At 38.8% G+C, this 25,238-nt stretch carries 18 protein-coding genes; 17 read left to right on the forward strand and 1 reads right to left on the reverse strand.

Annotated elements, in window-relative coordinates:
* The first annotated feature begins 89 nt into the window (after positions 1-89).
* The 11 genes from acsn021_RS03745 (at position 90) to acsn021_RS03795 (ending at position 16,485) form a co-directional block, all read left to right on the forward strand.
* Positions 90-2,999, forward strand: a complete 2,910-nt coding sequence (locus tag acsn021_RS03745; RefSeq protein ID WP_184095561.1) for an extracellular solute-binding protein — start codon at positions 90-92, stop codon at positions 2,997-2,999.
* 56 nt (positions 3,000-3,055) lie between these two features.
* Complete coding sequence (locus acsn021_RS03750; RefSeq protein WP_207725196.1) at positions 3,056-3,958, forward strand: carbohydrate ABC transporter permease; 903 nt, start codon at positions 3,056-3,058, stop codon at positions 3,956-3,958.
* Positions 3,959-3,994: 36 nt separating this feature from the next.
* Positions 3,995-4,885, forward strand: a complete 891-nt coding sequence (locus tag acsn021_RS03755) for a carbohydrate ABC transporter permease (protein ID WP_184095563.1) — start codon at positions 3,995-3,997, stop codon at positions 4,883-4,885.
* 14 nt (positions 4,886-4,899) lie between these two features.
* Complete coding sequence (locus acsn021_RS03760; RefSeq protein WP_184095565.1) at positions 4,900-6,369, forward strand: NHL repeat-containing protein; 1,470 nt, start codon at positions 4,900-4,902, stop codon at positions 6,367-6,369.
* A complete protein-coding gene (locus acsn021_RS03765; RefSeq protein ID WP_184095567.1) occupies positions 6,366-7,001 on the forward strand; it encodes a Yip1 family protein in 636 nt (211 codons plus the stop codon). The genes acsn021_RS03760 and acsn021_RS03765 overlap by 4 nt, the downstream gene beginning before the upstream one ends.
* A gap of 308 nt (positions 7,002-7,309) precedes the next feature.
* Positions 7,310-9,958, forward strand: a complete 2,649-nt coding sequence (locus acsn021_RS03770; RefSeq protein WP_184095570.1) for a DUF5696 domain-containing protein — start codon at positions 7,310-7,312, stop codon at positions 9,956-9,958.
* Between the two features lie 11 nt (positions 9,959-9,969).
* Positions 9,970-10,875 carry a carbohydrate ABC transporter permease gene (locus tag acsn021_RS03775; protein ID WP_184095572.1) on the forward strand — a complete coding sequence of 302 codons (906 nt, stop codon included), beginning with the start codon at positions 9,970-9,972 and terminating at the stop codon, positions 10,873-10,875.
* Positions 10,865-11,866 (forward strand): carbohydrate ABC transporter permease, encoded by a 1,002-nt coding sequence (locus tag acsn021_RS03780; RefSeq protein WP_184095574.1) that lies wholly within the window; start codon positions 10,865-10,867, stop codon positions 11,864-11,866. The genes acsn021_RS03775 and acsn021_RS03780 overlap by 11 nt, the downstream gene beginning before the upstream one ends.
* 74 nt (positions 11,867-11,940) lie before the next feature.
* On the forward strand, positions 11,941-13,494 hold the full coding sequence (locus tag acsn021_RS03785; protein ID WP_184095576.1) for a glycoside hydrolase family 30 protein: 1,554 nt from the start codon (positions 11,941-11,943) through the stop codon (positions 13,492-13,494).
* A 23-nt stretch (positions 13,495-13,517) separates the two neighbouring features.
* Positions 13,518-14,549, forward strand: coding sequence for a LacI family DNA-binding transcriptional regulator (locus tag acsn021_RS03790; RefSeq protein WP_184095578.1), 1,032 nt, complete (start codon positions 13,518-13,520; stop codon positions 14,547-14,549).
* Positions 14,550-14,733: 184 nt separating this feature from the next.
* Positions 14,734-16,485, forward strand: a complete 1,752-nt coding sequence (locus acsn021_RS03795) for a glycoside hydrolase family 35 protein (RefSeq protein ID WP_184095580.1) — start codon at positions 14,734-14,736, stop codon at positions 16,483-16,485.
* Between the two features lie 133 nt (positions 16,486-16,618).
* Here acsn021_RS03795 and acsn021_RS03800 read toward each other — a convergent pair whose 3' ends face one another.
* Positions 16,619-17,503, reverse strand: a complete 885-nt coding sequence (locus tag acsn021_RS03800; RefSeq protein ID WP_184095581.1) for an AraC family transcriptional regulator — start codon at positions 17,501-17,503, stop codon at positions 16,619-16,621.
* 317 nt (positions 17,504-17,820) lie between these two features.
* On the opposite strand from acsn021_RS03800, the gene acsn021_RS03805 reads away from it, so the two are divergent.
* The 6 genes from acsn021_RS03805 to acsn021_RS03830 all read left to right on the forward strand — a co-directional run bounded on the left by acsn021_RS03805 (position 17,821) and on the right by acsn021_RS03830 (position 25,068).
* Complete coding sequence (locus tag acsn021_RS03805; RefSeq protein ID WP_184095583.1) at positions 17,821-19,818, forward strand: glycoside hydrolase family 31 protein; 1,998 nt, start codon at positions 17,821-17,823, stop codon at positions 19,816-19,818.
* A gap of 447 nt (positions 19,819-20,265) precedes the next feature.
* On the forward strand, positions 20,266-20,757 hold the full coding sequence (locus acsn021_RS03810) for a GNAT family N-acetyltransferase (protein ID WP_184095585.1): 492 nt from the start codon (positions 20,266-20,268) through the stop codon (positions 20,755-20,757).
* Between the two features lie 100 nt (positions 20,758-20,857).
* Positions 20,858-21,430: a flavin reductase family protein gene (locus acsn021_RS03815; RefSeq protein WP_184095587.1), complete on the forward strand. Its 573-nt coding sequence runs from the start codon at positions 20,858-20,860 to the stop codon at positions 21,428-21,430.
* 203 nt (positions 21,431-21,633) lie between these two features.
* On the forward strand, positions 21,634-22,257 hold the full coding sequence (locus acsn021_RS03820; RefSeq protein ID WP_184095589.1) for a hypothetical protein: 624 nt from the start codon (positions 21,634-21,636) through the stop codon (positions 22,255-22,257).
* A 452-nt stretch (positions 22,258-22,709) separates the two neighbouring features.
* Positions 22,710-23,111, forward strand: a complete 402-nt coding sequence (locus tag acsn021_RS03825; protein ID WP_184095591.1) for a BlaI/MecI/CopY family transcriptional regulator — start codon at positions 22,710-22,712, stop codon at positions 23,109-23,111.
* A gap of 1 nt (position 23,112) precedes the next feature.
* The gene (locus acsn021_RS03830; protein ID WP_184095592.1) at positions 23,113-25,068 is read left to right on the forward strand and encodes a M56 family metallopeptidase; all 1,956 of its coding nucleotides are present in this window, start codon (positions 23,113-23,115) and stop codon (positions 25,066-25,068) included.
* Positions 25,069-25,238: the final 170 nt, after the last annotated feature.

Consider the following 25,238-nt stretch of genomic DNA (forward strand, 5'->3'; position numbering starts at 1 on the left):
TCAGGCCGGTTTACAGCAACCGATTTATAGTGGAAGAGAGTGATTTATATTTATTTGCTAAATTTATCTGGAAAGGCACAGGTATCAGTATGAAATCGAAGAAGTCCTTGATAGTTCTCATAGTAGCCGTTCTTGTAGTAGTTGCAGCGGTTATTGCCGTGATTTTTTATAAGAATCATTCTAAGGGAATGAATGCAGTTCCAGCTTCAAATACCGTTGTTTATGACACCTCTTATAAGAAATATCTTGATCAGAAAGGCTATGGCGGAACTACCCTAAAAGCTAATCTGCAAATAGATCTTAAAGAGTATCAGGCAACGGATGGAATGACGGCAGAAATACAGGAGGGTGGCCTTGTAACAGGCGACAGCGGTTCAATTACTTGGACTTTTACAGCTCAGGAAGAGGGTTTTTATAATCTAGAAATCGGATATATCCCGCAGCCGGGTACTACCTCAGACATACAGAGAAGGCTGCTGCTCAATGGAGAGGTCTGCTATGATGGACTGGAACAGGTGGTATTTAAGCGTTTTTGGGCGGATGAAGCCATCAAGAGTAAAAATGGTAATGAAATAAGACCTAATACCAATGAAGTATATAAAGAAAGCAAAGTTTTTGTGGAGGATGCCAAGAGAAGAATAGGTGAACCCTATGTATTTTATCTAAAGAAAGGTACCAACACTTTAACCCTAGAAGCTATCAAAGAACCTGTAGAATATACCTCCATAGAATTCAAAAAAGCGGAGAAAGCGCCGGATTATGCATTGGTGATTGATTCCTTGAAGAACCAGTATCGGGTGTATGAAGGAGAGAATATCGTAGGTCAGGCGGAACGTTCTGAAGGCGGTACTTCTTATATTGAAAAGAATTCTTCTTCTATTAATATTCAGAAGAATTACTCGGATCCATTATTGTATCCTTATCACCCTTATAAGATTAAATATAATACCATAGGAGCCAATAACTGGAAACAGCCCGGTAATTCCATTTCCTGGGATGTCATCGCTCCCAAAGAAGGCTTATATGAAATAACCTTTAAAGGAAGGCAGAGTCTGAAGCGAGGAGTAACCTCCGTTAGAAGATTATACATAAATGGAACTGTTCCTTATGCACAAATGAATGCAGTCAATTTTGACTATAGCAGCGACATGGTTAATTATACGGTATCACAGGCCGATGGGACACCTTACCTCTTCTATCTGAAAGAAGGAACGAATACTCTTACCCTTGAATGTGTTATGGGTGATTTCGGAAGTGTTATCAATGATGTGGAAGAGAGTATGTATGCACTAAACCAATTATATCTTAACGTTACACAGATTACCGGACAGACTCCGGACAAATTCATAGATTATCAGATTGCGAAGAAAATACCTGAGTTTCAGGAAATTATGAGCACCGAAGAAGTAAGACTGAATCAGATAATTGAAAAGCTGGTTGCTATCACCGGCGAGAAAGGTGAAAATACCAGTCTCCTTGAAAAGATGGCAGTTGAAGCCAAAGGTCTTGCTAAAAATCCGGAAAGTGTAATCGTGGAAGTTGCACAGCTTAAGGAAAATATCTCAGCTCTAGCAACCTGGCTGGTTAATATATCGGAAATGCCTCTTGAGCTTGACAGCTTAATCCTGTCAGCACCGGAAGCTAAGTTGCCAAAAGCAAAGAGCAACTTTATAGAAGGAGCTTATTACGGTACAATCCGTTTTTTCTCCACCTTTTTTGCAAAGAGCAGTCAGATAAGCCAGTCGGAGAGCACAACAGGTTCCAATACCATTAAGGTATGGATGGTAAATGGAGGATCAGCAACCAACGTACAGTCTATTGGCCGTGAACAGGCACAGATCATTCAAAATCTGATCGATGAGAAATTTACACCGGAAACCAATATTAATATCGACCTTCAGTTAATTCCTGTTGACGTTGTATTAAGAGCTGCACTTGCAGGTAATAGCCCTGACGCGGTAATTGGTCTTAACCAGGCAACATTACAGGATTTCGCAATGCGTGGAGCAGTAGTGGATTTGTCAAAGCTAGAGGGCTTTCAGGAAGCTACAGATAAGTATTATCAGAGTGAATTGGATGCTGCCAGGTATCTGGAGGGAATCTATGGTATTCCTGAGCAGGCAGATTTTATGATGCTCTTTACCAGGGATGATATCTTAAAAGCCGTTGGCGCCAAGGTACCAAAGACCTGGCAGGAGGTGAAAGATATCCTTCCCGCTTTAAAGAAAAATAATTATGAGTTCTTCCTTCCTAATGCCTCGGGAGCACCGAATTTTTACCCTTCCTTGGTATATCAGTTTGGTGGAGATTTATTTAAGGGTACTGGCAATGATTATGGTATCGCAAGTGATCTTGGAACAGATGCTGCCATGGAAGCCTTTAAGACCTATACGGATTTCTTTACCAATTATGGTTTTAACCCGAATGTGGACTTCCCTACCAGATTCCGTACGGGAGAAATGCCCATTGGTGTGGTTAAATATACTACGTATTGCCAGCTGGAGGTATTTGCACCGGAAATCAAAGGTCTTTGGTCTTTTACGACGTTACCGGGTATAACGGATGAAAACGGCCAGATAAATAATTCTTATGTGTTAGAGACCATTAATAGTGCGATTCTCAATACTTCTGATAGAAAAGAGGATACCTGGAAATTTATTAAATGGTGGACAGATACAGAAACACAGCTTCAATATGCCAATACGGTAGAATCTGTTATGGGAACCTCTGCCCGTTATCCAGCTGCGGACCCGGAGGTTATTAAGAGATTACCCTGGAGTAACGCAGAACTTACGCAGATACTGGCACAGTTTGAAGCTACGGAAGGAATACCCGCAGTTCCCGGTAACTATATGCTTACCAGAATGGTATTGTATTCTTTTAATAATGTTGTAGCAGAGGGTGCTAACCCCAGAGAGACCCTGTATCTTAACCTTAAGACCATTGATAAGGAGATTACCAATAAAAGGCGGGAATTCCATTTGTCTGTTGAAGAGTAGGCAGGCAGCATAGCATTACGGATTTCAGCTATAAAAATTAAGAAGGAGGAATTTCCTTGAAAAAGAATAAAGAGCCGTTTTCATTGGTATGGAAGCATCATAAAAATAAATACTTACTAATAGCACCGTTTGCTATTGTTTTCTTGGTATTTACATTGATTCCTGTTGTCGTGTCTATCGTACTTAGTTTTACATCCTTTAATATGGTAGAAGCACCTAGTTTTAACGGTCTGTCCAATTATATAAATCTGCTGGTCAGGGACGATGTATTCCTTATAGCCATAAAGAATACTTTGTTGTTTGCATTGATAACCGGACCAATCAGCTATATCATGTGCTTTCTCTTTGCCTGGATGATCAATGAGCTGCCTCCGGTGCCAAGATCTATTATAACACTGGTATTTTACGCACCTTCTATCTCCGGTAATGCCTATATGATCTGGAAACTGATATTTTCCTCTGATACCTATGGATGGGCAAATGCCTGGCTGTTAAAGCTGGGATTTATACAAAGCCGTGTTATGTGGTTTGAAACAGCTAAATATGTCATGCCGATTCTGATCGTAGTACAGCTTTGGTTAAGCCTTGGTGTCAGCTTCCTGGCCTTTATCGCAGGTCTTCAGAATGTGGATAAATCCTGGTATGAAGCCGCTGCTGTAGAGGGTGTCAAAAACCGCTGGCAGGAGCTGTGGTATATCACCCTTCCGTCCATGAAACCTCAGCTGATGTTCGGTGCCGTTATGCAGATTACAGGATCCCTATCGGTTTCCCAGATATCCATCGATCTGGCAGGCTTCCCTTCTGTCAGCTATGCAGGCCATACCATACTGACACATTTACATGACTACGGTAATGTCAGATATGAGCTTGGTTATGCATGTACGATTGCAGTTGTTCTGTTTTTTATCATGCTTCTGTGCAATATTATTGTCCAGAAACTGCTTCGTAAATTAGGCTAATACGTGCGCTGTGGCGTGCAGATGGGAGTTAATAGAATGAAAAAATTATATAAATTTCTTGTATCAAAACTGCGTGCAAGAAAATTAAGAAGAAGAAACCGAAGCCTTATGGGAGATATGGGTCTTACGCTGGTGCTTGCTTTCTTTGGTTTATTCAGCCTTTTCCCCCTTATATTTACTGTGGTAAATGCCTTTAAACCATTAAGCGAAATCTTCATTATACCTCCTAAGATGACGGTAGAGAATCCTACCCTGAATAACTTCTTTGATCTGGCAACGATCGTTGAGAGTTTTAACGTGCCTTTATCCAGATATATTTTTAATACCGGTATGATAACCTTTCTAGGTACCTTCGGAACGGTGCTGTTAGGCTCTATGGCTGCCTTTCCGCTGGCGAAATATACTTTTCCCGGTTCCAAGGCAATGAGTAATATTATCGTGTATGCACTTATGTTTAATGCTTCCGTAACGGCTATTCCTAATTACCTGATTATGAGCAGGCTTGGATTGATTGATACCTACTGGGCAGTTATCCTTCCGGCAGTAGGCTCAACCTTAGGACTCTATCTGATGAAGAACTTTATGGTGCAGATACCGGATGAAATGCTGGAAGCAGCAAAAATTGACGGTGCGGGGGAATTTAAGATTTATTGGAGTGTTGTTATGCCCTTATGTAAACCTGCCTGGATTACATTGGTTATCTTATCCTTTCAGCAGATGTGGGGGACTACAGGGGGTGTATTTATCTATACGGAAGAATTAAAGCCGGTAACTTACGTGCTCCAACAGCTGGTAAGCGGCGGTATATCCCGGACAGGCGTGTCCTCAGCCATATCCTTTATCATGCTGTTGGTTCCTGTTTCGGTATTCGTGCTGTCCCAAAGCAATGTAATTGAAACTATGGCAACTTCCGGTGTGAAGGGTTAGGAGGAAATGTTACGATGGAGAAAAAAAGTTTACTAATCCTGCTGGTATTCCTGCTGGTGTTTCTTCCAACCAGAGTTTATGCTGCCGATGGTAAAAGTTATGATTATGATGGGTATACCTATAATTACTGGTGGAATGCCGTAGAAAGTCCGGCGGCCTTCCAGCTTGATACTGTAATTGATGAAGCTGATATGGGTGGAATCAAAGTACAGGGATTTAATGATGTGGCTACCAGCGAAGATGGTCACATATTCCTTGTGGATACCCTTGAGAGCAGAGTGAATATAACCGATCAGAATGGCAGTTTTATCAAGTCCTTAAAGGTCATCCGGGATGCGGATAATAAAATTGTTATTGATGAGAGTGGAGCACAGCTGGTATTCAATGCACCGGAAGGTGTATTTTATCAGGAGAAAAACAAAGAGCTTTATATAGCGGATACAGGAGCGGAGAGAATTGTAGTCCTGGATGGTTCTGATTATACCTTGAAGAGGGTAATTAAGAAGCCGGAAAATATGGCAGGCGTTTCAGAATTCAGACCTTCAAAAATAGTAGTAGACAGTGCGGACAGAATCTACGTGGTTGTACAATCAAGCTATGAGGGAATTATTGAATTGAACCCGGATGGTACTTTTTCCAGATATTTTGGTGTCAATTCTCCTTCTGTCAATTTTCTGGATTATTTCTGGAAATCTATCTCCTCTGACAGACAGAAGGAGCAGATGAAGAAAACCTTTGCACCTGCCTTTAATAATGTGGCGCTGGATTCAGACGGTTTTGTTTATGCGGTGACCTTTGATGCAGCTGCAGAACATATGGTATTCCGTTTAAATTCCGGCGGCAAAAATGTCTTAAGAGAAGAAGGAAATACCTTTGTGATAGGTGATATTCACAAAATGAATCTGAATGAGCAGAGTCAGTTTGTTGATGTAGCAGTAAAGGATTATGGTACTTATGCGGTTTTGGATAAATACAAGGGAAGAATCTTTCTCTATGATTTTGACGGACAGCTCTTAAATGCCTTTGGCTCTCTCGGAAAAACAAAAGGTTCCTTTTCTATGCCAACTGGTATTACCTGGTCAGGAGATAATCTGGTGGTTACAGACAGTGCACTAAAATGTGCTTATATACTGAAACCTACGGACTTTGGCAAAGCAGCCTTACAGGCAAGTAAGAGTTACTATTACGGCAATTGGGATGAAGCACTGGTACAGTTTGAAAATATCCTAAAGTTAAATGCTAATTATGAAGTGGCATATGTGGGTATCGGTAAGAACTATCTTATGAAGGATGACTTCAAAAAAGCCATGTATTACTTCAAACTTGGCAACAACCGTGCATTTTATTCCAAGGCTTATAATGGGCATAGAGGGGAAGTGTTACAGGAGAACTTCGGAATCATCGCTGTAATTTTCGTATCTTTCATAACCCTTATTCTATATACGGAAGTAAGATATCATAAGAAGGAGAGTGGACATAAATGAAAAATAGGAATTTAAAAGAACAACTGCAGTATTTAAAATATGCCATGTTCCACCCTTTTGACGGCTTCTATGAGATAAAATACAGGGGAAAAGGCAGTGCCCTTATAGCCCTTGCTATTCTGGTGCTTTATGGAATCATGCAATGTATTTCCTATCAGTATACCGGTTTCGTTATGAATATGAATGCCATATTTCAAATGAACAGCATATCAATTTTTATTTCCGCTTTATCCGTGTTCCTGCTCTTTACTGTGAGTAACTGGACGATTACTACATTGTTTAATGGGAAAGGCAATATGAGAGATATCTTTATTGTCTTAGGGTATTCTGTTGTTCCGATGCTGCTGCTTAATGGTGTCACCGTTGTTATCAGTAATTTTGTAATAACAGAAGAAGTTATTATAGTAAGGTCTTTGCAGGGAATCGGTGTGGTGTGGTTTGTATTTATTCTGTTGGCAGGCTTGTGTATTATTCATGAATATTCCTTTGCCGTTAATATTAAGACACTGCTGGCAACAGCCGTAGCTGCTTTTATTATCGTATTTTTAGGTATACTGTTCTTTTCTTTGATGGAGCGTATGTATTACTTTGTAGTGTCAGTTGCGAGGGAGATGGTAAGAAGGATTCATTGACAGTATATATTTTGTGATGCGCTTAAGTAGCATCATGTTTCCACAATGAGTTTCTTCACTCTTTTAAGTTGTAGCAGTATCGCAGGTCAGTCTTCGATATGCAATGGGTGTAATTGTGAAAGTTTCACACGAGAAGAAGCCTAAAGAGCGCAGGTTTCTCCACTGGATTATTTGTGCCGCATAGCGGCATGTTTGGGAGGTTGAAAGAAAATATTATTATTGGAAGGATGCCACACAAGGATTCTTTCAACCTATTTATTTGTGGCAGTACTGCAAGTTAAGCTTGCAGTATGCAATGGGTGTAAAACATGAAAGGATTAAGTGATATTGCGAACTTTATAAGGCCTGTAATAGATGAACTTCGTAAGATATATGCCAGACATTTTGCCTGCAAGATGATAGCAACGGTCCTGATTCTGTGTTTTATTATAGGGCTGTTGCGTTATATACCAGTGCTTGGCGTCAGGGCTAATATTCTGCCTCCGGCAGATAAGGTAGAACTCGCAGTGCCAGGAGAGGAAATATCTCATACAGAAGGAGAGGTTCTGGTAGCAGAGAGTGACTCAAAACAGCTGTATATCAATGCCGAAACAATGAATCTGAAGGTAAAAGATAAGAATACCGGTAAATCATGGTCTTCAGCTGTTAACAACAGCAGTCAGGCAGCAGAACTTGCTCTTCTGACCATTTCCTATTTGGGCAAGGATAACAATCTCTATGAATGGGATTCTTATACCTACTGTACACAGCTTGGAAGTTATGTTTTAAATAAGATTAATAACGGTGTTCAGATTACTATGGATATGAATGAAGGTGAGTCAGAACGATTTACCGAGTATTACCCGCAGAAAATGTCTGTTGACCGATTTGAGAATTTCTTTCTGGGGGGGATTAAGACTCTTGTTGATTCTGGTAAGACGGACCAGGCTACCGCCGATAAATATAAAATGACTCTGGAACTGTTATACAAAAAGAGTATTACAGAAGAGGCGTATGCGGTTTCCTATAACGGTACACCTCCAAGGAGTGCGGTAAAACAGCTGATTAAACTGGCCGAATTATTGGGTTATACCAGAGATATGCTCATGGAAGACAGTACGGAGATGGGTCTTAGTGTAACCTTTGCAGAGCCGGCACAGTTTAAAGTAGTTGCGGAAGCGGTTCTTGAGGGCGATGATTTTGTATTTAGAATCCCTACCCAGGAAATGGTCAGCGGAAATTCCTTCTATACCATCCAGAATTTAAAGGTGCTTCCCAATTTCGGGGCAGCAGCTTCTAAGGATTATGAAGAAGGATATATTCTGGTACCGGATGGAGCGGGGGCATTGTTTCAGTTTAATACCTTCAATGCAGCAGTACCGGAGTATAGCAGACCGGTGTATGACAACGATTATTTAACGGATTATTATTTTGCACCTGAATTTGGTGAAGAGCTTATGATGCCGGTATTTGGAATGACCTATGGTCCTATGGACAATGCGTCCCATGGTTTCCTTGGAATTATCGAAAAAGGTGCTGAAACCTCCTACATAAATGTTAAGCTTGGTTCTTCTTCTAAGGATAGCGCCTCCTCCTATAATAAAGCCTATGCATCTTTTGATGCTGCACAATACAGCAGCGTTAAGGTATATGGACCCTATAGCGATAACAAAGCCTCCTACCTGGTGAATACCGGTGTTCTAGATGTGGATTACACCCTTCGTTACAAGTTATTTCCCGGAAAAGTCACTTATTATGATATGGCAAAAACCTATCAGGAATATCTGATGCAGCTGTGGGATGTGAAGGAGACAGCTTATCCCCAAAAAGCAAAATTATATTTTAATTTCATTGGAGCAATATCCTTAACGGAACGTTTTCTCGGCATACCCTATCAGTCCGGCTATTCTATGACTACTTACGAGGAAATGACAGACATACTAAACGATCTGCACGGCATGGAGCTGGCGCTTAAGTATACAGGTTTCTTTAACGGAGGTTTTGAGAATAAGTTAAACAATAAAGCGAAACAGGTAGTTGCAAACGGCTCTGAAAAAGAATTTGAGAAACTGAAAGCTTTGGTTAAGGAACGTAACGCTGACTTATTCCTGGAGGTTAATCTGGCAAAGGTATATGAAAAAGGGAATGGTTTCAGGGCTAAGAAGCATGCAGTATACGATTACTCAAATACACCGGCTGCCATGTACCGTTACTTGCTGTCCTTAGGGATATTAGACGGTTATACTGGTTTTGATGTGAATTATTTCTATCTCCTTTCCCCCAGATATCTAAACGGTGTGGTGGATGATTTCTTAAAAGGTGCATCAAAATACGATAAGCTCGCAATCTCTGACCTTGCACATTATAATCTGGCAGATTATCGGTTCAAGAAGAATGTATCGGTTTATGAAGCCGGTCGAATCGTAGACAGAAATCTGGAGAAAATCTCAGAAAGTCATGAGCTTTCTTTGGAAAATCCTATGATGAAGAATCTGGTATATGGTTCTTATGCGGAGGATATTTCAAGAGAGAGCAGTGATTATGCAACCTTTTACACAACCATACCTTTCAGACAGCTGGTGATGAATGGCCTGGTACAGGTTACTACAGAAACCGTCAATATGTCTTCTCATAATCCGTCTTATTATGTATTACAGGCAGTGGAGTTGGGAGTATATCCAAAGTTCACATTAACGGCTAAGAGCGATGATATCTTACAGGAAAGCGCTTATTCCTATTATTACGCCACCGAATATGAGAAACAGAAAGATACTATAAATCAGGTATACCAAGCGTGTAAGACAGCCTGGGAAGAAATCGGAAACATGGAGATTACAGGTCATAAAATCCTTGGGGACAATGTATTTTCTACAGAATATACATCCGGAGTTACGGTTATTACCAACTATAACCTTCATTCTGTGAACGTAAACGGTACCAAGATACCAGCCCTTGGATATATCATTTCAGGAAAGTAGGAGGGAAGAGGATGCGAAATATATTTCCGTTCAAATACAAAACCAAAAGAAAGCTCAACGGCTTTCTCTATGTCCTGCCCTTTCTCATCGGTTTTTTATTATGTTTTGCATTACCGTTAATGAATACCGTAATGTACTCCTTTCATACAGTGCGTGTAAATGACACCGGCGGTATGAAATTTGCCTACAGCGGCTTAAAAAACTATATGGATTTATTTCAGAATGAAGTAACCACTACCGCACAGCCAATGGTAAGGCTTTTTATAAATCAGAATCTATCCATACTTACCAATGTGCCCTTAATTGTAATCTTCAGTTTATTTATGGCACTTTTGGCGAATTTAAAATTTAAAGGAAGAGGGATTGTAAGAGTTATCTACTTCCTGCCCATTATCTTTGGTCTTGAGGTTGTAACAGATATGCTTGCCATAACCACCGGCGGGGAATGGGTCAAAGAAAGCTCCGGACTATTTAGCGAAAGTTATATCAGTTCTTTATTAATGCATTATACGAGTATACCGAACAGCATTTTACTGCCGGTAATATCCTACGTAGATAAGATTTTTGATGTACTTTCCCAATCCGGTGTACAGACCTTAATCTATCTGGCAGGACTGCAATCCATCAATCCCAGCTTGTATGAAGTTGCTAAAATTGAAGGCGCTACTGGTTATGAGACCTTCTGGAAGGTCACCATACCCTCTATTATGCATATAACTTTATTTGTTACTATTTATACAGTTGTGGATATGTTCTTAAAGTCTCCTATTTCAGAAGAAGCCTACAGCTTTGCTTTTGAACAAAGTAAGATTGGAACCGGCTCTGCATTATCTGTAATTTACATATTAAATGTGCTTCTTGTTCTTGGAGTTGTATTGTTGGTGTTAAGAAAGGTGGTAAAGAAATATGAAAAATAAGACTGAGAATGCCTCCTTCGGGCTTAAGGTATATCTGTTTCGCAAGAAATCAAAGAATATAATACAGTCCGTCTTCCTTTTCTGTATTATTGTAGGTTTATGCTTTACGATTCTCTATCCTATCATTCAGCTGATTCCTTCCATATTTTCTAACATTGAAGATCTGGGTAATCCGAATGTTATTTGGCTGCCCATGGAGTTCTCTATGACCAGCTTTAAGGCTGCCATTCGTTTTAGTATGCCGGAAGGTTTTATGACCATTGTAAAATCTGTTCTATATGCAGGTTTAATAATGGGTATACAGGTGTTTGTTTCAGCTATGGCAGGTTATTCTCTGGCAAGAGTGAAGTTTTTCGGACACAAATTCGTTTTCTTTTTGGTTATCCTAGTATTTTTGGTTCCCAGACAATCACTGCTGCTGGCACAGTATATCTACTATTCACATTTTAACGCGTTTGGTTTGCTGAAGTTCTTTACAGAGTCAGGGGAAATCAATTTAATCAATCAACCGGCAACACTGTTTATGATTGCAATATTGGGTTTTGGTGTTCAGCAAAGTTTATTTGTTTTTATCTTCAGTCAGTTTTTTAAGAATATCCCGAACGAACTGGAAGAAGCTTCTCTTATTGACGGCTGTGGCTTCCATAAAACATATTTTAAAATTATGATACCCAATGCATTGCCTGCTATATCAACGGTGGCCGTATTATCCTTTGTGTGGAATTACGGAGATACATATTTTACCAGCTACTTTAATAAGGACGGCCCTTATTTTAGTTCAAGTCTTGCAAGGGTATTTTCACCCGCAAATAAACAGTTTGTACTGGGAGCAGTAAAAGTATGGTTTGATGTACCGCTGGCAACTGATTTTGCTTTTGATGCTATCAAGCAGGCAGCTGTACTTATCTTTCTTATACCTTTGCTGTTGGTGTATTTTGGTGCGCAGAAGTGGCTGGTAGAAAATCTTGAGAATTCCGGACTTGTTGGATAAAGCAAGGACTACTTTTCAACTACGGAATCACGAATATGAAATAGTAAGAGTTCCTATTCACGAAAGGGGTTATTATGAAAAAAAGATGGAGTGTGGTAGTCGTCTGCCTGCTTGTTCTGTTAACCGGCTGCGGGAGAGCAGCGAATTCCAACAGAACAGTTGCTCCTGCTGATGATAAGATGTCACAAGAGGGGACGGCAGAATCTGAAACGAACAAAGAAAACAAGAATACAACAGGGGGAGTAATGAATATGAAAATTAATTTATCAGAGAAATATCAGATAATCGAAAGCTTCGGAACCAGCGGCTGCTGGTGGTCACAATACGTTGGTGGCTGGGATAATGAATATAAGGATACCGGACGTTCCGTAAGAGATGAGATTGCCATGCTTTTATTTGACAGAGAGTATGGTATCGGACTTAACAGTTATCGCTATAATATCGGGGCAGGTTCTGCCGACAGCGGCAAGGGAAAGTACTATGATCCGCATCGAAGAGCACAGAGTTTTGAAACAGCACCCTTTACCTATAACTGGAATAAGGATGCGAATGCCGTTTGGTTTATGAGAAAAGCCGTAGAACTGGGAGTAGAAGAAATTATTATGTTCAGTAACAGTCCACTGGAGCGTTTGACCATGAACGGAACGGCACAGGTGACAAAGGGCCGTAAGGAGAATATCCTCCCTGAGAATTATGATGCTTTTGCCAGATATGTAATGGATGTGGCAGAGCATTTTGTAGAAGAAGGGATTCCTGTAAAATACATTTCTCCCGTCAATGAACCACAATGGGAGTGGACGGAAGGACAGGAAGGGTGTCATTACGAACCCGCTAAAATACCAAAGCTATATCGTGCATTCCTAACAGAGCTAACTAGCAGACCGGCGTTAAAAGACGTAGTGCTTTCAGGACCTGAGAGCGGGGAATGGAAGGGAGATGCTATCTTATATACTAGTGCTCTCTTAAATGACTCTGTCCTTGGCGGTTATTTCGATACTATCGATAATCATTCCTACTGGTCTGACACCGCATCAAAGGTCGCCTTTAAGAGATGGATGGATGTTAACTATCCGGAGGTTAAGCTGCGTATGAGTGAATGGTGTCAAATGGTAAACGGCTCCGATGTCACAATGGATTCCGCCTTTGAACTTGCAAGGGTACTACAAGAGGATCTAACGGTACTGGATGTTGTATCCTGGCAGAACTGGGTAGGTGTAGCACCCGGCGGTTATCGTGATGGACTTATTTATGTGAATGAAGGAAAGAAAACACTGAACCCATTAAAACGGTTATGGGGTTATGGCAATTACTCTAAATTTATACGACCCAGTTATCAAAGGGTGGAGGTCTCAGACAGCACTCCGAACGAATTTAGGCCGGTTGCCTTTACCGGTACGAATGATGAGGGGAAGAAGGAGTTGGTGCTGGTAGTTTTGAACCAGTCTGATGTTAATAAAAAACTTTTGCTTGATATTCAAGGGGCAGTAGAATATACTGATATAAGTGTATACGAAACCTCAGAAAGCTGTAATTTAGACAGAATTACTAATGAAAAATACGGCGTGGGAGATGCAGTTGAGGTCGGGAAGCAATCTATAACTACAATTATTTTGTCAGAGGGCTGGTGATTTCTATTTTAGATGGCAACGACATGCCGAAGCAATTAACCATTTATGATATTGCAAAGGAAGTTGGGGTCTCCGCAGCAACGGTATCAAGAGCAATATCAGGGAGAGGTTACGTATCAGAAGCAAATAAAGTGAAAATTATGGAGTTAGTACAGAAATATAATTTCAGACCAAATACCTTTGCGCAGAATCTGCAAGCAGGGTTTACGAAAACCATCGGTTATATTGTACCTCACATTGGCAATATGTATTTTGCAAATGTTTATTATGAATTTGAAAGATGGGCTTCAAGCCATGGATATATGACCATTTTGTTAAACTCCAAAGGGGATTACAATCTTGAGTCTAAGTTCTTAAAGTCCCTGAAAGAAAAGCATGTAGACGGAATTGTTATGATGGGAGGACGGATGGACGAGCGTAATCTCCCGGAAAACCACGTTAGGGAGATACAAGAGATGAGGCAGAGTATTCCGATTGTGTCCTGTGGCCCTGAAGCAGAACGATTTGGCTGTAATGGCATTTATACCGATGATGTTAAAGGTGTAGAAGAATTACTTCTGTTCTTAAAATCCAGAGGTTATAAAAGGATTTGTTTTATCGGAGGAGGAGATCAGTATTATCCTTCCTATATAAAGAAGAAGACCGCTTATGTGGTTGGAGAGAAACTGGGACTTGAAGTTTCAGTAAGATGGCTTACAGGCAACGAAGTATTCAGTTTCAGTGCTGGTTATGACAGCCTGAAAATACTAATAGAAGAAGGAAGACCTTTACCGGAAGTTATCTGTGGTATTAATGATTATGTAGCTCTTGGAGCAGTTAACTGTGCGCTGGAAAGCGGTTTAAAAATACCGGAGGATATAGCTGTCACCGGTTTTGATGATGTCAGTATAACAACCATGACGCCGGTTCATATAACATCCATCAGTCCAAGGTATGAGTACTTTGGTAAGAAGGTATTTAACAGCCTTCATAAGCTGATGCAAGCCAAAACCTTACCTACAGGCAAGACTTCATTAATTAAACCAGAGATTATTATCAGAGGCAGTACGAGATAAGAGATTAGCCCTGTTTACAATTGGAGACAATATTACCCCTTGTAATCGAGCAAATGCTCGCACCTGTGGATACGCGCGCAAGAGTGAGGTTTGGTAACGATAGTCAGCTTACAAGAAACAGGGCAATTTTTTATGAAATATATGTAATCGGTTGCATAGTATTATGACAAATAAGGAGACAAAAATGGTACCTAATACAATAGAAATCAAGGATAAGTTTTATGTAAATGGTAAACCTGTACAGATTATATCAGGTGCAATTCACTATTTTAGAATAGTACCGGAGTACTGGAGGGACCGCTTAGAGAAATTAAAGGCTATGGGCTGTAATACGGTAGAAACCTATGTGCCTTGGAATCTTCATGAGCCACAAAAAGGGACTTATTGCTTTGAGGGAATACTCGATATTAAGAAATTCTTAGAGATTGCAGCAGAGCTTGAATTATGGGTAATTTTTAGACCCTCCCCTTACATCTGTGCGGAATGGGAATTTGGCGGACTTCCCGCCTGGCTTCTTGCAGAAGACGGAATGCGTTTTAGAAGCAGTTATCCAGGCTTTATGCAGCATACAGCAGATTATTATAAGAAACTCTTTGAGATTACAGCGCCCTTACAGTTGCCTTTAGGCGGCCCAATCATATTGATTCAGATTGAAAATGAATATGGGTATTATGCAGATGATACAGGTTACTTAGAACAGATGAAACAACTGATGGCAGACAACGGAGCTTGTGTCCCATTTGTTACCTCCGACGGTCCATGGGGAGATGCTTTAGCCTGCGGCAAACTGGATGGGGTATTACCCACAGGGAACTTCGGTTCCAAGATGAAAGCACAGTTTGACGTATTAAAAGAGCATACCAATGGCGGTCCTCTCATGTGCATGGAATTCTGGGTAGGATGGTTCGACCATTGGGGTAACGGAGGACATAAAACCTCTAATCTGGAAGAGAACTGCAAGGATTTAGATGAAGCCTTACAGTATGGTAATATAAACATCTACATGTTCATTGGCGGTACAAACTTCGGTTTTATGAATGGTTCTAACTATTACGATGAGCTTACCCCGGATGTAACCTCCTATGACTATGATGCGGTATTAACTGAGTGTGGTGATATTACTCCAAAATACGAAGCGTTTAGGGAAATCATTGGTAAGTATGTGAAGATTCCGAACGTGGAATTTACCACGAAGATACAGAAAAAAGCTTATGGAAGGCTTAACTGTAAAGAAAGAGTGGGATTATTTGAGAGCCTTGAGGATATTTCTGTACCGATACCTGATTTGTTCCCGAAATCCATGGAAAAGCTTGGACAAAGTTATGGATACACCTTATACCGTTCTTTCCTTATAAAGGAGAAAAAGCTAAATAAAATTCGTTTATATAATGCCAACGACAGAGCAAAAATATATATTTCACAGGAACCGGTTGTAACTCTGTATGATAGAGAGCTGCTTACCGAACACGAGATATCCTGCGACTTTAAAAAAGGCAGTTCCATTGATATACTTATGGAGAATATGGGAAGAGTAAATTTTGGACCCTATCTGGATAAGCAGCGCAAAGGAATAGACGGAAGTGTGGTAATCAATGATCATCAGCATATGAACTGGGAACACTATACACTGCCCTTGGATAATCTTCATAAATTGAATTTTACCAAAGGCTTTAGAGAGCAGAAACCTGCCTTCTACCGCTTTGAGTTCCTCGCAGAAGAAAAAGGTGATACTTTCATTGATATGGAAGGCTGGGGAAAAGGCTGTGTCTTTATAAATGGCTTTAATCTGGGGCGTTTCTGGGAAATCGGGCCACAGAAGACATTATACCTGCCTGCGCCATTGTTAAAAGAGGGTATCAACGAGATTATCGTATTCGAGACAGAAGGAAAAGCATCAGAGCAGTTGATCCTACGTGATAAACCGGATTTGGGTTAATTAAATAAAAACAAGCACTTTTGTACGTAAGACTTATGCTTATGTATGGAAGTGCTTGTTTGCGTTGGTCGGCTACAGTACTAGTATACCATAGAGTGGTTGGTATCAGGGAGTGGAAGCAACGTACCTGTAATCATCCAATCATTTGCCGGAACTTGGAGGGTGTCATATGCATATATTTTCTGAAGGTTTTATTATAATAGCTGATATTATTAAAGCCTGTCATCACAGCAATCTCTCCAATGTCCCGGCCTGTTTCTTTTAGAAGTTCTGCGCTAATGCTAATACGGTAATAATTGATATATTCTACGACAGACATTTTTGTCATGGATTTAAAGAATCGACAGAGATGTCCAACGCTAAGATTGAACCTCTTAGACAATTCAGTTAATGAAATAGAGCTTTCATAATGTTCTTTAATATATGCAATGATAGATTTGGTCACCTCAATCTGATAGTCTGCATATTTGGGTGGAGTAGTCCTGTTTTTACTAGAATGAACATAAAGCAGATGCCAGATTGCATACAGCTTTGCTTTTATGCTCAGTTCATATGCGGTTTCTTTTTTCTCGAATAGCTCCCGTATTTCTAAAAGCAGGCAAAGGACACGCCTCTCCCAATCGAATGTAGGTATAATATATTCTGTAAATACTGTTTCTTCACGTTTTACGCTGTTAAAATACTGTTGCTGAATTACATCATTAACAAAGCTGTTTAAAAAAGCTATATCAAATACAACAGCAAAAAAATCTAAGGATATTCCCACTTCTCCGGTCATGGAATGAAGATGGTTTGATGGAATAAAGACAATTGTATCTTTCGCTAAAGAATAGCTTCGGTTATCAATATGTATTTCTCCCATCCCTTTTGTCACGACCAGAATCTCAATCTCCTCATGCCAGTGACAGCCCACCCGCTCCTTAAAACTGCAATCTGACTCAATGTCATGAATCATAAGTGGAAACATAGCATTTCCATGAGGAAGCTGTTCTCTTAGCAGCTTGTATTTTTCATTCATCTTTCGCTCCCATCTGCATACTTTAGCATGTACTCAAAACAATAGTTGAAAGTGAGATTCTTCCAGGATAAAAAGTTTTACTCACACTTTTTATTAAGAATTAATTAAATCATCCAAGTGCCTAAGCTTTTACCCTGTTATGAAAAATCTTTAGTAGCTCCATGCCATATATATGTGAAAATCCTGTTATTATAGATCAAATTAATTAAAGATTTTCTTTAAATTTATCATTATATTTTTATTATAAGAAATATTTACCAAGGTTTCAAGTATCCGTAAATTAAAACCTATATGTAGTAATGTATAAAGGAGGCACTATGATTTTTTTGAATGTAAACAAGACTCTGATTATTCGTCATCAAACGGAGCAACTCTGCATTGAGGCCTGGGGACAGGATTCTCTTCGAGTGAGAGCAACACATTACAGGAATTTCACCGGGCGAAACTGGGCTCTTAGCGAGGAAGTACCGGAAGAACAGAAATCTGCTGAAATTACAATTGATGATTGCCAATCTGCTCTTATTCGAAACGGCCGACTGAGCGCGAAGGTTAATGCTGCTGGTGTACTATCCTTTTTTAAAGACGATACGCTTTTCCTGAGGGAATACTATCGGAATTATTTTGGTACGGAGAGTGGAGAGAGCTGCTGCTTAAAGATTATTGGAAGAGATTATAAGCCAATTATAGGAGGCGATTATGCACTTACCGTGCGTTTTGAAAGTAATGATGGAGAAAGGCTTTTTGGAATGGGGCAATATCAGCAGTCCTATTTAGACTTAAAAGGATGCATCCTGGAACTTGCACAGCGAAATTCTCAGGTATCAATACCATTTGCTGTGTCAAGTCTTGGATATGGGTTTCTCTGGAATTGTCCGGCTGTAGGAAAAGTATCTTTTGGTAAGAATTATACTGAATGGAGGGCAGAGGTTACGAAAGAGATGGATTATTGGATTACGGTGGGAGATACCCCGGCTCAAATTGTGGAACATTATACAGAGGTGACCGGTCGTGCGCCTGCCATACCGGAGGGTCTTTTAGGGCTCTGGCAATGCAAACTGCGTTATCGCACCCAGGAGGAAGTTTTGACAGTGGCAAGGAAATATCATAATCTTTCCATTCCTCTAGATGTTATTGTTATTGATTTTTTTCATTGGACTAGGCAAGGTGACTGGCACTTTGATTCGGAATACTGGCCGGATCCCAAGGCGATGTGCGATGAACTTCACTCCATGGGTGTTAAAGTAGTAGTGTCCATATGGCCAACGGTAGATAAAAAAAGCGAAAATTTTTATGAAATGTTTGAGAGAGGACTTCTTATCCGTACCGAGCGGGGAAGCATTCAAACATACGATTTTCAGGGGGACTGTCTGGAGATAGATGTTACGAATCCAGAGGCAAGAGAATTCATCTGGGAGAAATGTAAAACGAATTATTATGACTATGGTATTGATATGTTTTGGCTTGATAATGCAGAACCGGATTATGCAGTATATGACTTTGATAATTATCGTTATGCTCTGGGATGTGCTCTGGAGGTAAGTAATATCTATCCGCAGATGTATGCAAAAGCATTCTGTGACGGAATAACCGCCCTTGGGCGTGAAAAAGAAATGCTTCACCTGGTTCGTAGTGCATGGGCTGGAAGCCAGAAGTACAATACACTAGTCTGGTCAGGCGACATACCAAGCACCTTTGAAGCGCTTCGTGACCAGCTAAGTGGGGGATTAAATATTGGCCTTGCTGGTATTCCCTGGTGGACTACGGACATTGGTGGTTTTATGACAGATGACGTAGACGATCCGGCATTTAAGGAATTGCTTTTACGCTGGTTTGAGTTTGCGGTATATTGTCCGATTTTAAGAATGCATGGGGATCGTGGCCCTCATAACATTCCACCTCTATCGGATAAGGAATACGGCGGTGGAAGCCTCTATACCGGCCAATCTAATGAACTCTGGAGTTATGGAGAGGATGCATTTGCTATTATGAAAAAGCAGTTAGACAGAAGGCTGTCCTTAAAGCCATACATAGAGGGGCTTATGAAAGAAGCAAGCGAAAAAGGTGCGCCGTTAATGCGTACTATGTTCTATGAATTTCCGGAGGATAAAAAATGTTGGGAATTGGCAGAGCAGTATATGTTCGGTTCAGAATACTTGGTTGCTCCAATTTTATATCCGGGTGAATATGAGCGAGAAGTCTATCTTCCAGCCGGTACTTGGAGAAATCTAATTGATGACAAGGAATATCAAGGAGGGCAGACTATTAGCTGTCTGGCTCCTATTGAGGAAATCCCGGTATTTCAAAGAATCGTTTAGGTAAATGAGGAAAAAAGATGATATGAGAAGATGCGCTATGATTTTTCGTAATGCATATCTTGGGAGAGACAACTATGTCTTGAGGTCTGTATGTGAAGGGAAGTCATAGAGTTTCTTTTATTAGATACAGTCTAAATAGTAATGTCTAAGAAGAATTAGAATTGAACCGTCAAAAAATTACAAAAAGAGGAGTAGAAAATTGGAGTTATTATCAAGTATATAATTGTAGTTATTGAAAATCCAAATTATGGTTGAATATATAAACTAGGTACTATACAATATATATTGTTATGTAATCGACATCAGGTTACATTTTATTGGGTGACTATAAACTAGAGAATAGGAATTTTTATAATTTGGTAAATATTTAGACTCTTATAGGTCACATTATAAAGAATATCACCTTTTGATTTGTACACGATTAAAGGTCGCAGAGGAGAGCTAAATATGATAGAACTGAGAAAGATTGATTCAAAAAATGTATGGAAAGTAATCAGATTGACTGTAGATGCTGAACAAGAAGATTTTGTGGCTACCAACACGGAGAGTATTATAGAAGCATATACTACCATAACTGCAGGTGGTGTAGCATTACCGTTTGGTATTTATGATAAGGATTGCCTGGTTGGGTTTGTTATGTTTGGATATGGGACATCTGGCGATGAAGATGACCCGGTAATTGCCAGGGATAACTATTGCATTTGGCGTTTTATGATTGACAAGAATTATCAGCATCAAGGAATTGGTAAGAAAGCTTTGCTAGCATCCTTAGAATACTTAAAGTCTATGCCATGCGGTAAAGCTGAGTACTGTTGGCTTTCTTACGAACCTGAGAATGTGATTGCAAAAAAACTTTATTCATCGGTGGGATTTCATGAAAATGGTGAGGTGTGCGGAGATGAAATTGTCTCTGTTTTAAAACTACATAATAATAAGTAGCGTGTACCATAGAGCAGGCGGGTTTGTATCATTAAGCTAAGGGAAAATGGATGGGAACCTGAATACACGTAATAATTTACTATGAAAGGATATGTAATGAATGTCAAAGATAAATATAGAGCCTAGTTGTGTATTCAGCCCTCAACCCATGTATCTGATAGGCACAAAGGATGAAGAGGGAATACCTAATTTTTGTATTATAACATGGATTGGGTTTTCCTTTGATAAAACACCCCACTTAATGATGACAATGGGAGGCAGCAAGCAAACAAAAACAAATATACTGCGCGATAAAATGTTTTCAGCAAATTTAGTTAGCGAGGATATAATATGGCTTGCAGACTATTTTGGAACTGCCGGTACTGAGGAAAAAAGGAAGAGCAAAGTAGCATATGATTATGAATGGGGCAATGCTCTAAAGGTACCTGTTCTCGAGCAAAGCAAGTGGGTATACGAGTGTGAAGTAACCAAAATAATTGAATTAGACGGAAGTCACCTATTCCTATCAGATATAAAGAATATACAGATTGATAAAGCTTTTGAAGGAATCGACCTTGAAATGATAGATTTGAAGAAACTGAATACTGCTATATATGCACCTTATAATTACTTCTCAATTGGGGAAAGAATTGGTAGTTGCGGCGAATGGAAAAATCATTTGGTAAATGATTAAATATAAGTCAAAAACTGATATAGACGAATTGATAGCGCGGCTTTTAGGTCATGCTATTTTTTGAATATAAATGGAAAGTTAGCTTGATATAGTTCATAATTGATGATATTCTAAAAATGTAAAGTTAACTTTCCTTGATTGATCGAGTAATTACAAAAACTATGAAAAATGTAACAATGGTAAGGTAAGGAGGCTGATAATCTTTGAGGTATATAAGTAGAAAATTGAGCAGTAACAGTATAAAGGAACGAGTTATTTTTAGCTTGGTGCTCCTCTTGGTGTTGTTTTTTGGATTTACTGTAGTAAGTTATTTTACACTACCGGAAGAATTTTTAAAAAATAGAAATCCCTTACAAAACTGGGAAACTTCTAGCAATACGCTTGTTCTTTTATTACAAATTTTCTTCTATAATATGCTTTCTGTATTGGTTATTACTTTTGGCAGTCTCTTTGGTAAGAAAAAAGAATCTGAATTAAACTATTTGTCTGTTGGTTATCTGGTATTGTTTACACAGATTAGTATTAACGGAATTGTGTTAGGGACATGGTCTTTTTCTATGGGGGGTACATCGATTCCTCTTATGAACAGAATTAACCGTACTTTTGATATTGTACATAGAGCAGGTCTCTGGGAGATGATAGGACAGTTACTCATTACCTGTGCCCTGGCTCGTATTGCCATAGTATTGACCAGTGGTAAAGAGACGAAGACCCGAAAAATTCAGGAGATTAACCTAACGAAAGCTGAAAAGTTTACATTAACATCCGGTTTTATACTGATGCTTGTGGGGGCTGTTATTGAAAGCGTTGCTATAAATATGCTTTAATAAATATAAATAGTTGGCTTTATTTAAGCCATCTAATGCCAAAATTAGTGTTTAAATTTCAAAAATAAAGATATTAGCTTTTTGATTATTTATAACTCACATCCTTAGATATAAAAATACTAAGCCATAACGAGCCGACCCCCAAAAGTTAGACCTAAAACCTAACGGATGGGAGGTCGATTTTTATTTGCCAAAAAGCACTTATGGGGGTTAAGATTGAATAAAGATATTCAACCCCTTGATTTGTACGCGACCAAAGGTCACAGATGGGAGCTAAAAATATAAAAAATTTATATTTGAAGTAAATTCAAAAGAATATTTAGATGACAAAAGTCAACTAAGACATTGACAAATGTCGTCGAAAGGATTAAAGTATAAGTATGGTAAATGCTGGTTAATATTGTGACTACTATTACCAAAAGTATTAAAATAAGAAAAATGGAGGTAAGCTTGTGGAGTATAAAGAAAATTATGAAAGACTACCTGATTCAGAATTACTTGTGATGCAGATTATATGGCAGTCTAAAAAAGCGATAGGGACAGGTAAAATTGTGGAATTGGTATGTGAACAAAAAAACTGGTCTCGCTCTACCGTACAGGTATTGCTGGCACGTTTGGAGGAACGGGGTTTTGTTGAAATAAAAAAAAGGGGAAGGCTTAATTATTATGTTCCATTAATAAAAGAAGAGGAGTATTTGACAAAAGAAACAAAAACTTTTCTTGGGCAGTTTTATGGGAATTCATATAAAAAATTAATTGCTTCCCTAGCGCAAAATCAAGAAATAACAGAGGAAGATATAGATGATATTATTCAAATCATAAAAGAGGCAAAGGGGGGTGAGGAGGTTGAGTAATTTGTTTCTAACAATAGTAAGCTTGTCTGTGGTATGCTCTTTTATCATTGGATGTGTTGTATTAATAGATAAAATATATAAGAAGAACTATTCAAGGCAATGGATATACATAACCTGGGCTGTTATTGCAATTCGTCTTATAATACCTGTAAACCTGGGAATAATAGAGGCACCGGTATCGGTTAATACGAATATGACTTTTGCAGGCTTTAATGCATCTGTTGAAATGGTAAGTAATGAAAGTTTTAAGGTTTCAAAGGATGCTAATTTAGAGCAAGGAAATAACATAATAACTGAAAGCAATAATACGGAAGAAAGCAGCATTCCTTCAGCAGAATTTATACAGAAGGCTGATTCAAACAAAATTGACAGTAGAGCACAGTATTCATTTTCTATACGCGACAGTTTTACTTTTATCTGGGTAACGGGTTTCATAGTCTTTTTACTCTATCATTTAACAGCATATGTGTACCTTAAAGTAAAATTGAGACGATGGTGTATTTCATGTAAAGATGAAAAAATAGTACATGAATTTCAAACACTTTGTATAGAAATGGGAATTACCCATAAGATAAACCTCTTAATTTGTAACCAAGTAAAATCCCCAATACTAATTGGGATTATTAAGCCTTGCATTATCTTACCCACACAAGAATTTACTTTGGAACAATACCGCTTTATATTAAAACATGAATTAATTCATTATAAGCATCACGATTTACTGTATAAATTTATTTTATTGTTAGCAAATGCTGTACACTGGTTTAACCCATTCGTACATTATATGGTGTATCTTGCTAATAACGTCATTGAATTATATTGTGATGAAAGATTAATTGCTGGCAACAATCTATCGTATCGTGAAAATTATAGTAAAACAATACTTCAGATAATGACTGGTACTGGGAAAAAGGATTATATCCTTCTTTCAACCGGTTTTAGCAGCAGAAAGAAACAGTTAAAAAACCGTTTCTATCAGATAATGAATTCTAAACCAAGTAAAAAAGGGGTTGTATTTGTCGTAAGCATGATTTGTCTTATCTTAGTTGCCGGTAATGTGATGGCCTGGTTTTTACCTGTTAAGAATGTTAATGCCGATCGGAAGGGTATGCTAAATAGTGCAGAAAATATAACTACTCTTTCTAACCTCCCACAAGATAGTGAGTCTGTCCCTGAGCCATTAGAAAAGGTAAACAATATATTAGTGGTTGGTATTGACGGGAATAACACGGAAGATTACTTGCGTGCAGACAGTATTTTAATGGTTAGTATAAATCCTGACACAAAAAAAGTATTCCTAACTTCATTTTTACGTGATATATATGTGGAGATACCACAACAAGGTAAACATAAATTAAGTATGGCTTTTGAATTAGGCGGTACCAATCTTATAAAGAACACCTTAGAAGAGAACTTTGGGATTACAATTGACCATACAATGACCATACAAATGAAGGTCTTTGAAGATATTATTAATTCCATCGGCGGAGTAAGAATAACTTTAACAGAGAAAGAAGCAGACTTTCTTAATACTACTAATTACATAACTGAAAAGAAAAACAGGAATGTAATTGCCGGAGAACAGATATTAAATGGTAATCAAGCACTTGGATATGTGCGTGTAAGTAAAGTACCTACCCTACAGGGAGAGCAAAATGACTTGGGTAGAACCCTGCGTTTAAAAGAAGTAGTATTGTCTGTCATTGAAGATTGCAGCAAAAAGGATATCAAGATACTGACACAGGTTGCCACAGATTTTATTTCTATTGTGTCGGCTGATTTAAGAATAGATAAAATAATTGAATGTTTTAATCTTGTAATGGAAGAGGATGTTACCATTCAAAATTTAACGATTCCTGTAAAAGACTCTTACACACAGAACATTGAGAAGGGCAGGATTATCCTTGACATTGATTTAAAAGTAAACAGGAAGGAGTTGGAACAAATCAATCAATAGAAATAAAAAAATGTAGGGTATGTACTTTTTAGAATAATACCTGTAAAGATTGTTTTATATAAAGATAATGAATAATCCGGTTATTATACTGCTTAAATTCCGGGGGTGTTCATTATCTTTTCTTTTGAAAATCTTTCTATTTTTCTTTCGTAATTTTTTATATTTATCTC

It is taken from the genome of Anaerocolumna cellulosilytica (assembly GCF_014218335.1).
Taxonomy (GTDB): Bacteria; Bacillota; Clostridia; order Lachnospirales; family Lachnospiraceae; genus Anaerocolumna; species Anaerocolumna cellulosilytica.

What these genes read in the sequence shown, in the direction of transcription:
- acsn021_RS03795 (WP_184095580.1), top strand. Translation starts at nt 14,734, where the DNA reads ATGGTACCTAATACAATAGAAATCAAGGATAAGTTTTATGTAAATGGT.
- acsn021_RS03805 (WP_184095583.1), top strand. Translation starts at nt 17,821, where the DNA reads ATGATTTTTTTGAATGTAAACAAGACTCTGATTATTCGTCATCAAACG.
- acsn021_RS03800 (WP_184095581.1), bottom strand. Translation starts at nt 17,503, where the DNA reads ATGAATGAAAAATACAAGCTGCTAAGAGAACAGCTTCCTCATGGAAAT.
- acsn021_RS03810 (WP_184095585.1), top strand. Translation starts at nt 20,266, where the DNA reads ATGATAGAACTGAGAAAGATTGATTCAAAAAATGTATGGAAAGTAATC.
- acsn021_RS03780 (WP_184095574.1), top strand. Translation starts at nt 10,865, where the DNA reads ATGAAAAATAAGACTGAGAATGCCTCCTTCGGGCTTAAGGTATATCTG.
- acsn021_RS03815 (WP_184095587.1), top strand. Translation starts at nt 20,858, where the DNA reads ATGTCAAAGATAAATATAGAGCCTAGTTGTGTATTCAGCCCTCAACCC.
- acsn021_RS03755 (WP_184095563.1), top strand. Translation starts at nt 3,995, where the DNA reads ATGAAAAAATTATATAAATTTCTTGTATCAAAACTGCGTGCAAGAAAA.
- acsn021_RS03790 (WP_184095578.1), top strand. Translation starts at nt 13,518, where the DNA reads ATGCCGAAGCAATTAACCATTTATGATATTGCAAAGGAAGTTGGGGTC.
- acsn021_RS03775 (WP_184095572.1), top strand. Translation starts at nt 9,970, where the DNA reads ATGCGAAATATATTTCCGTTCAAATACAAAACCAAAAGAAAGCTCAAC.
- acsn021_RS03765 (WP_184095567.1), top strand. Translation starts at nt 6,366, where the DNA reads ATGAAAAATAGGAATTTAAAAGAACAACTGCAGTATTTAAAATATGCC.
- acsn021_RS03770 (WP_184095570.1), top strand. Translation starts at nt 7,310, where the DNA reads ATGAAAGGATTAAGTGATATTGCGAACTTTATAAGGCCTGTAATAGAT.
- acsn021_RS03745 (WP_184095561.1), top strand. Translation starts at nt 90, where the DNA reads ATGAAATCGAAGAAGTCCTTGATAGTTCTCATAGTAGCCGTTCTTGTA.
- acsn021_RS03760 (WP_184095565.1), top strand. Translation starts at nt 4,900, where the DNA reads ATGGAGAAAAAAAGTTTACTAATCCTGCTGGTATTCCTGCTGGTGTTT.
- acsn021_RS03785 (WP_184095576.1), top strand. Translation starts at nt 11,941, where the DNA reads ATGAAAAAAAGATGGAGTGTGGTAGTCGTCTGCCTGCTTGTTCTGTTA.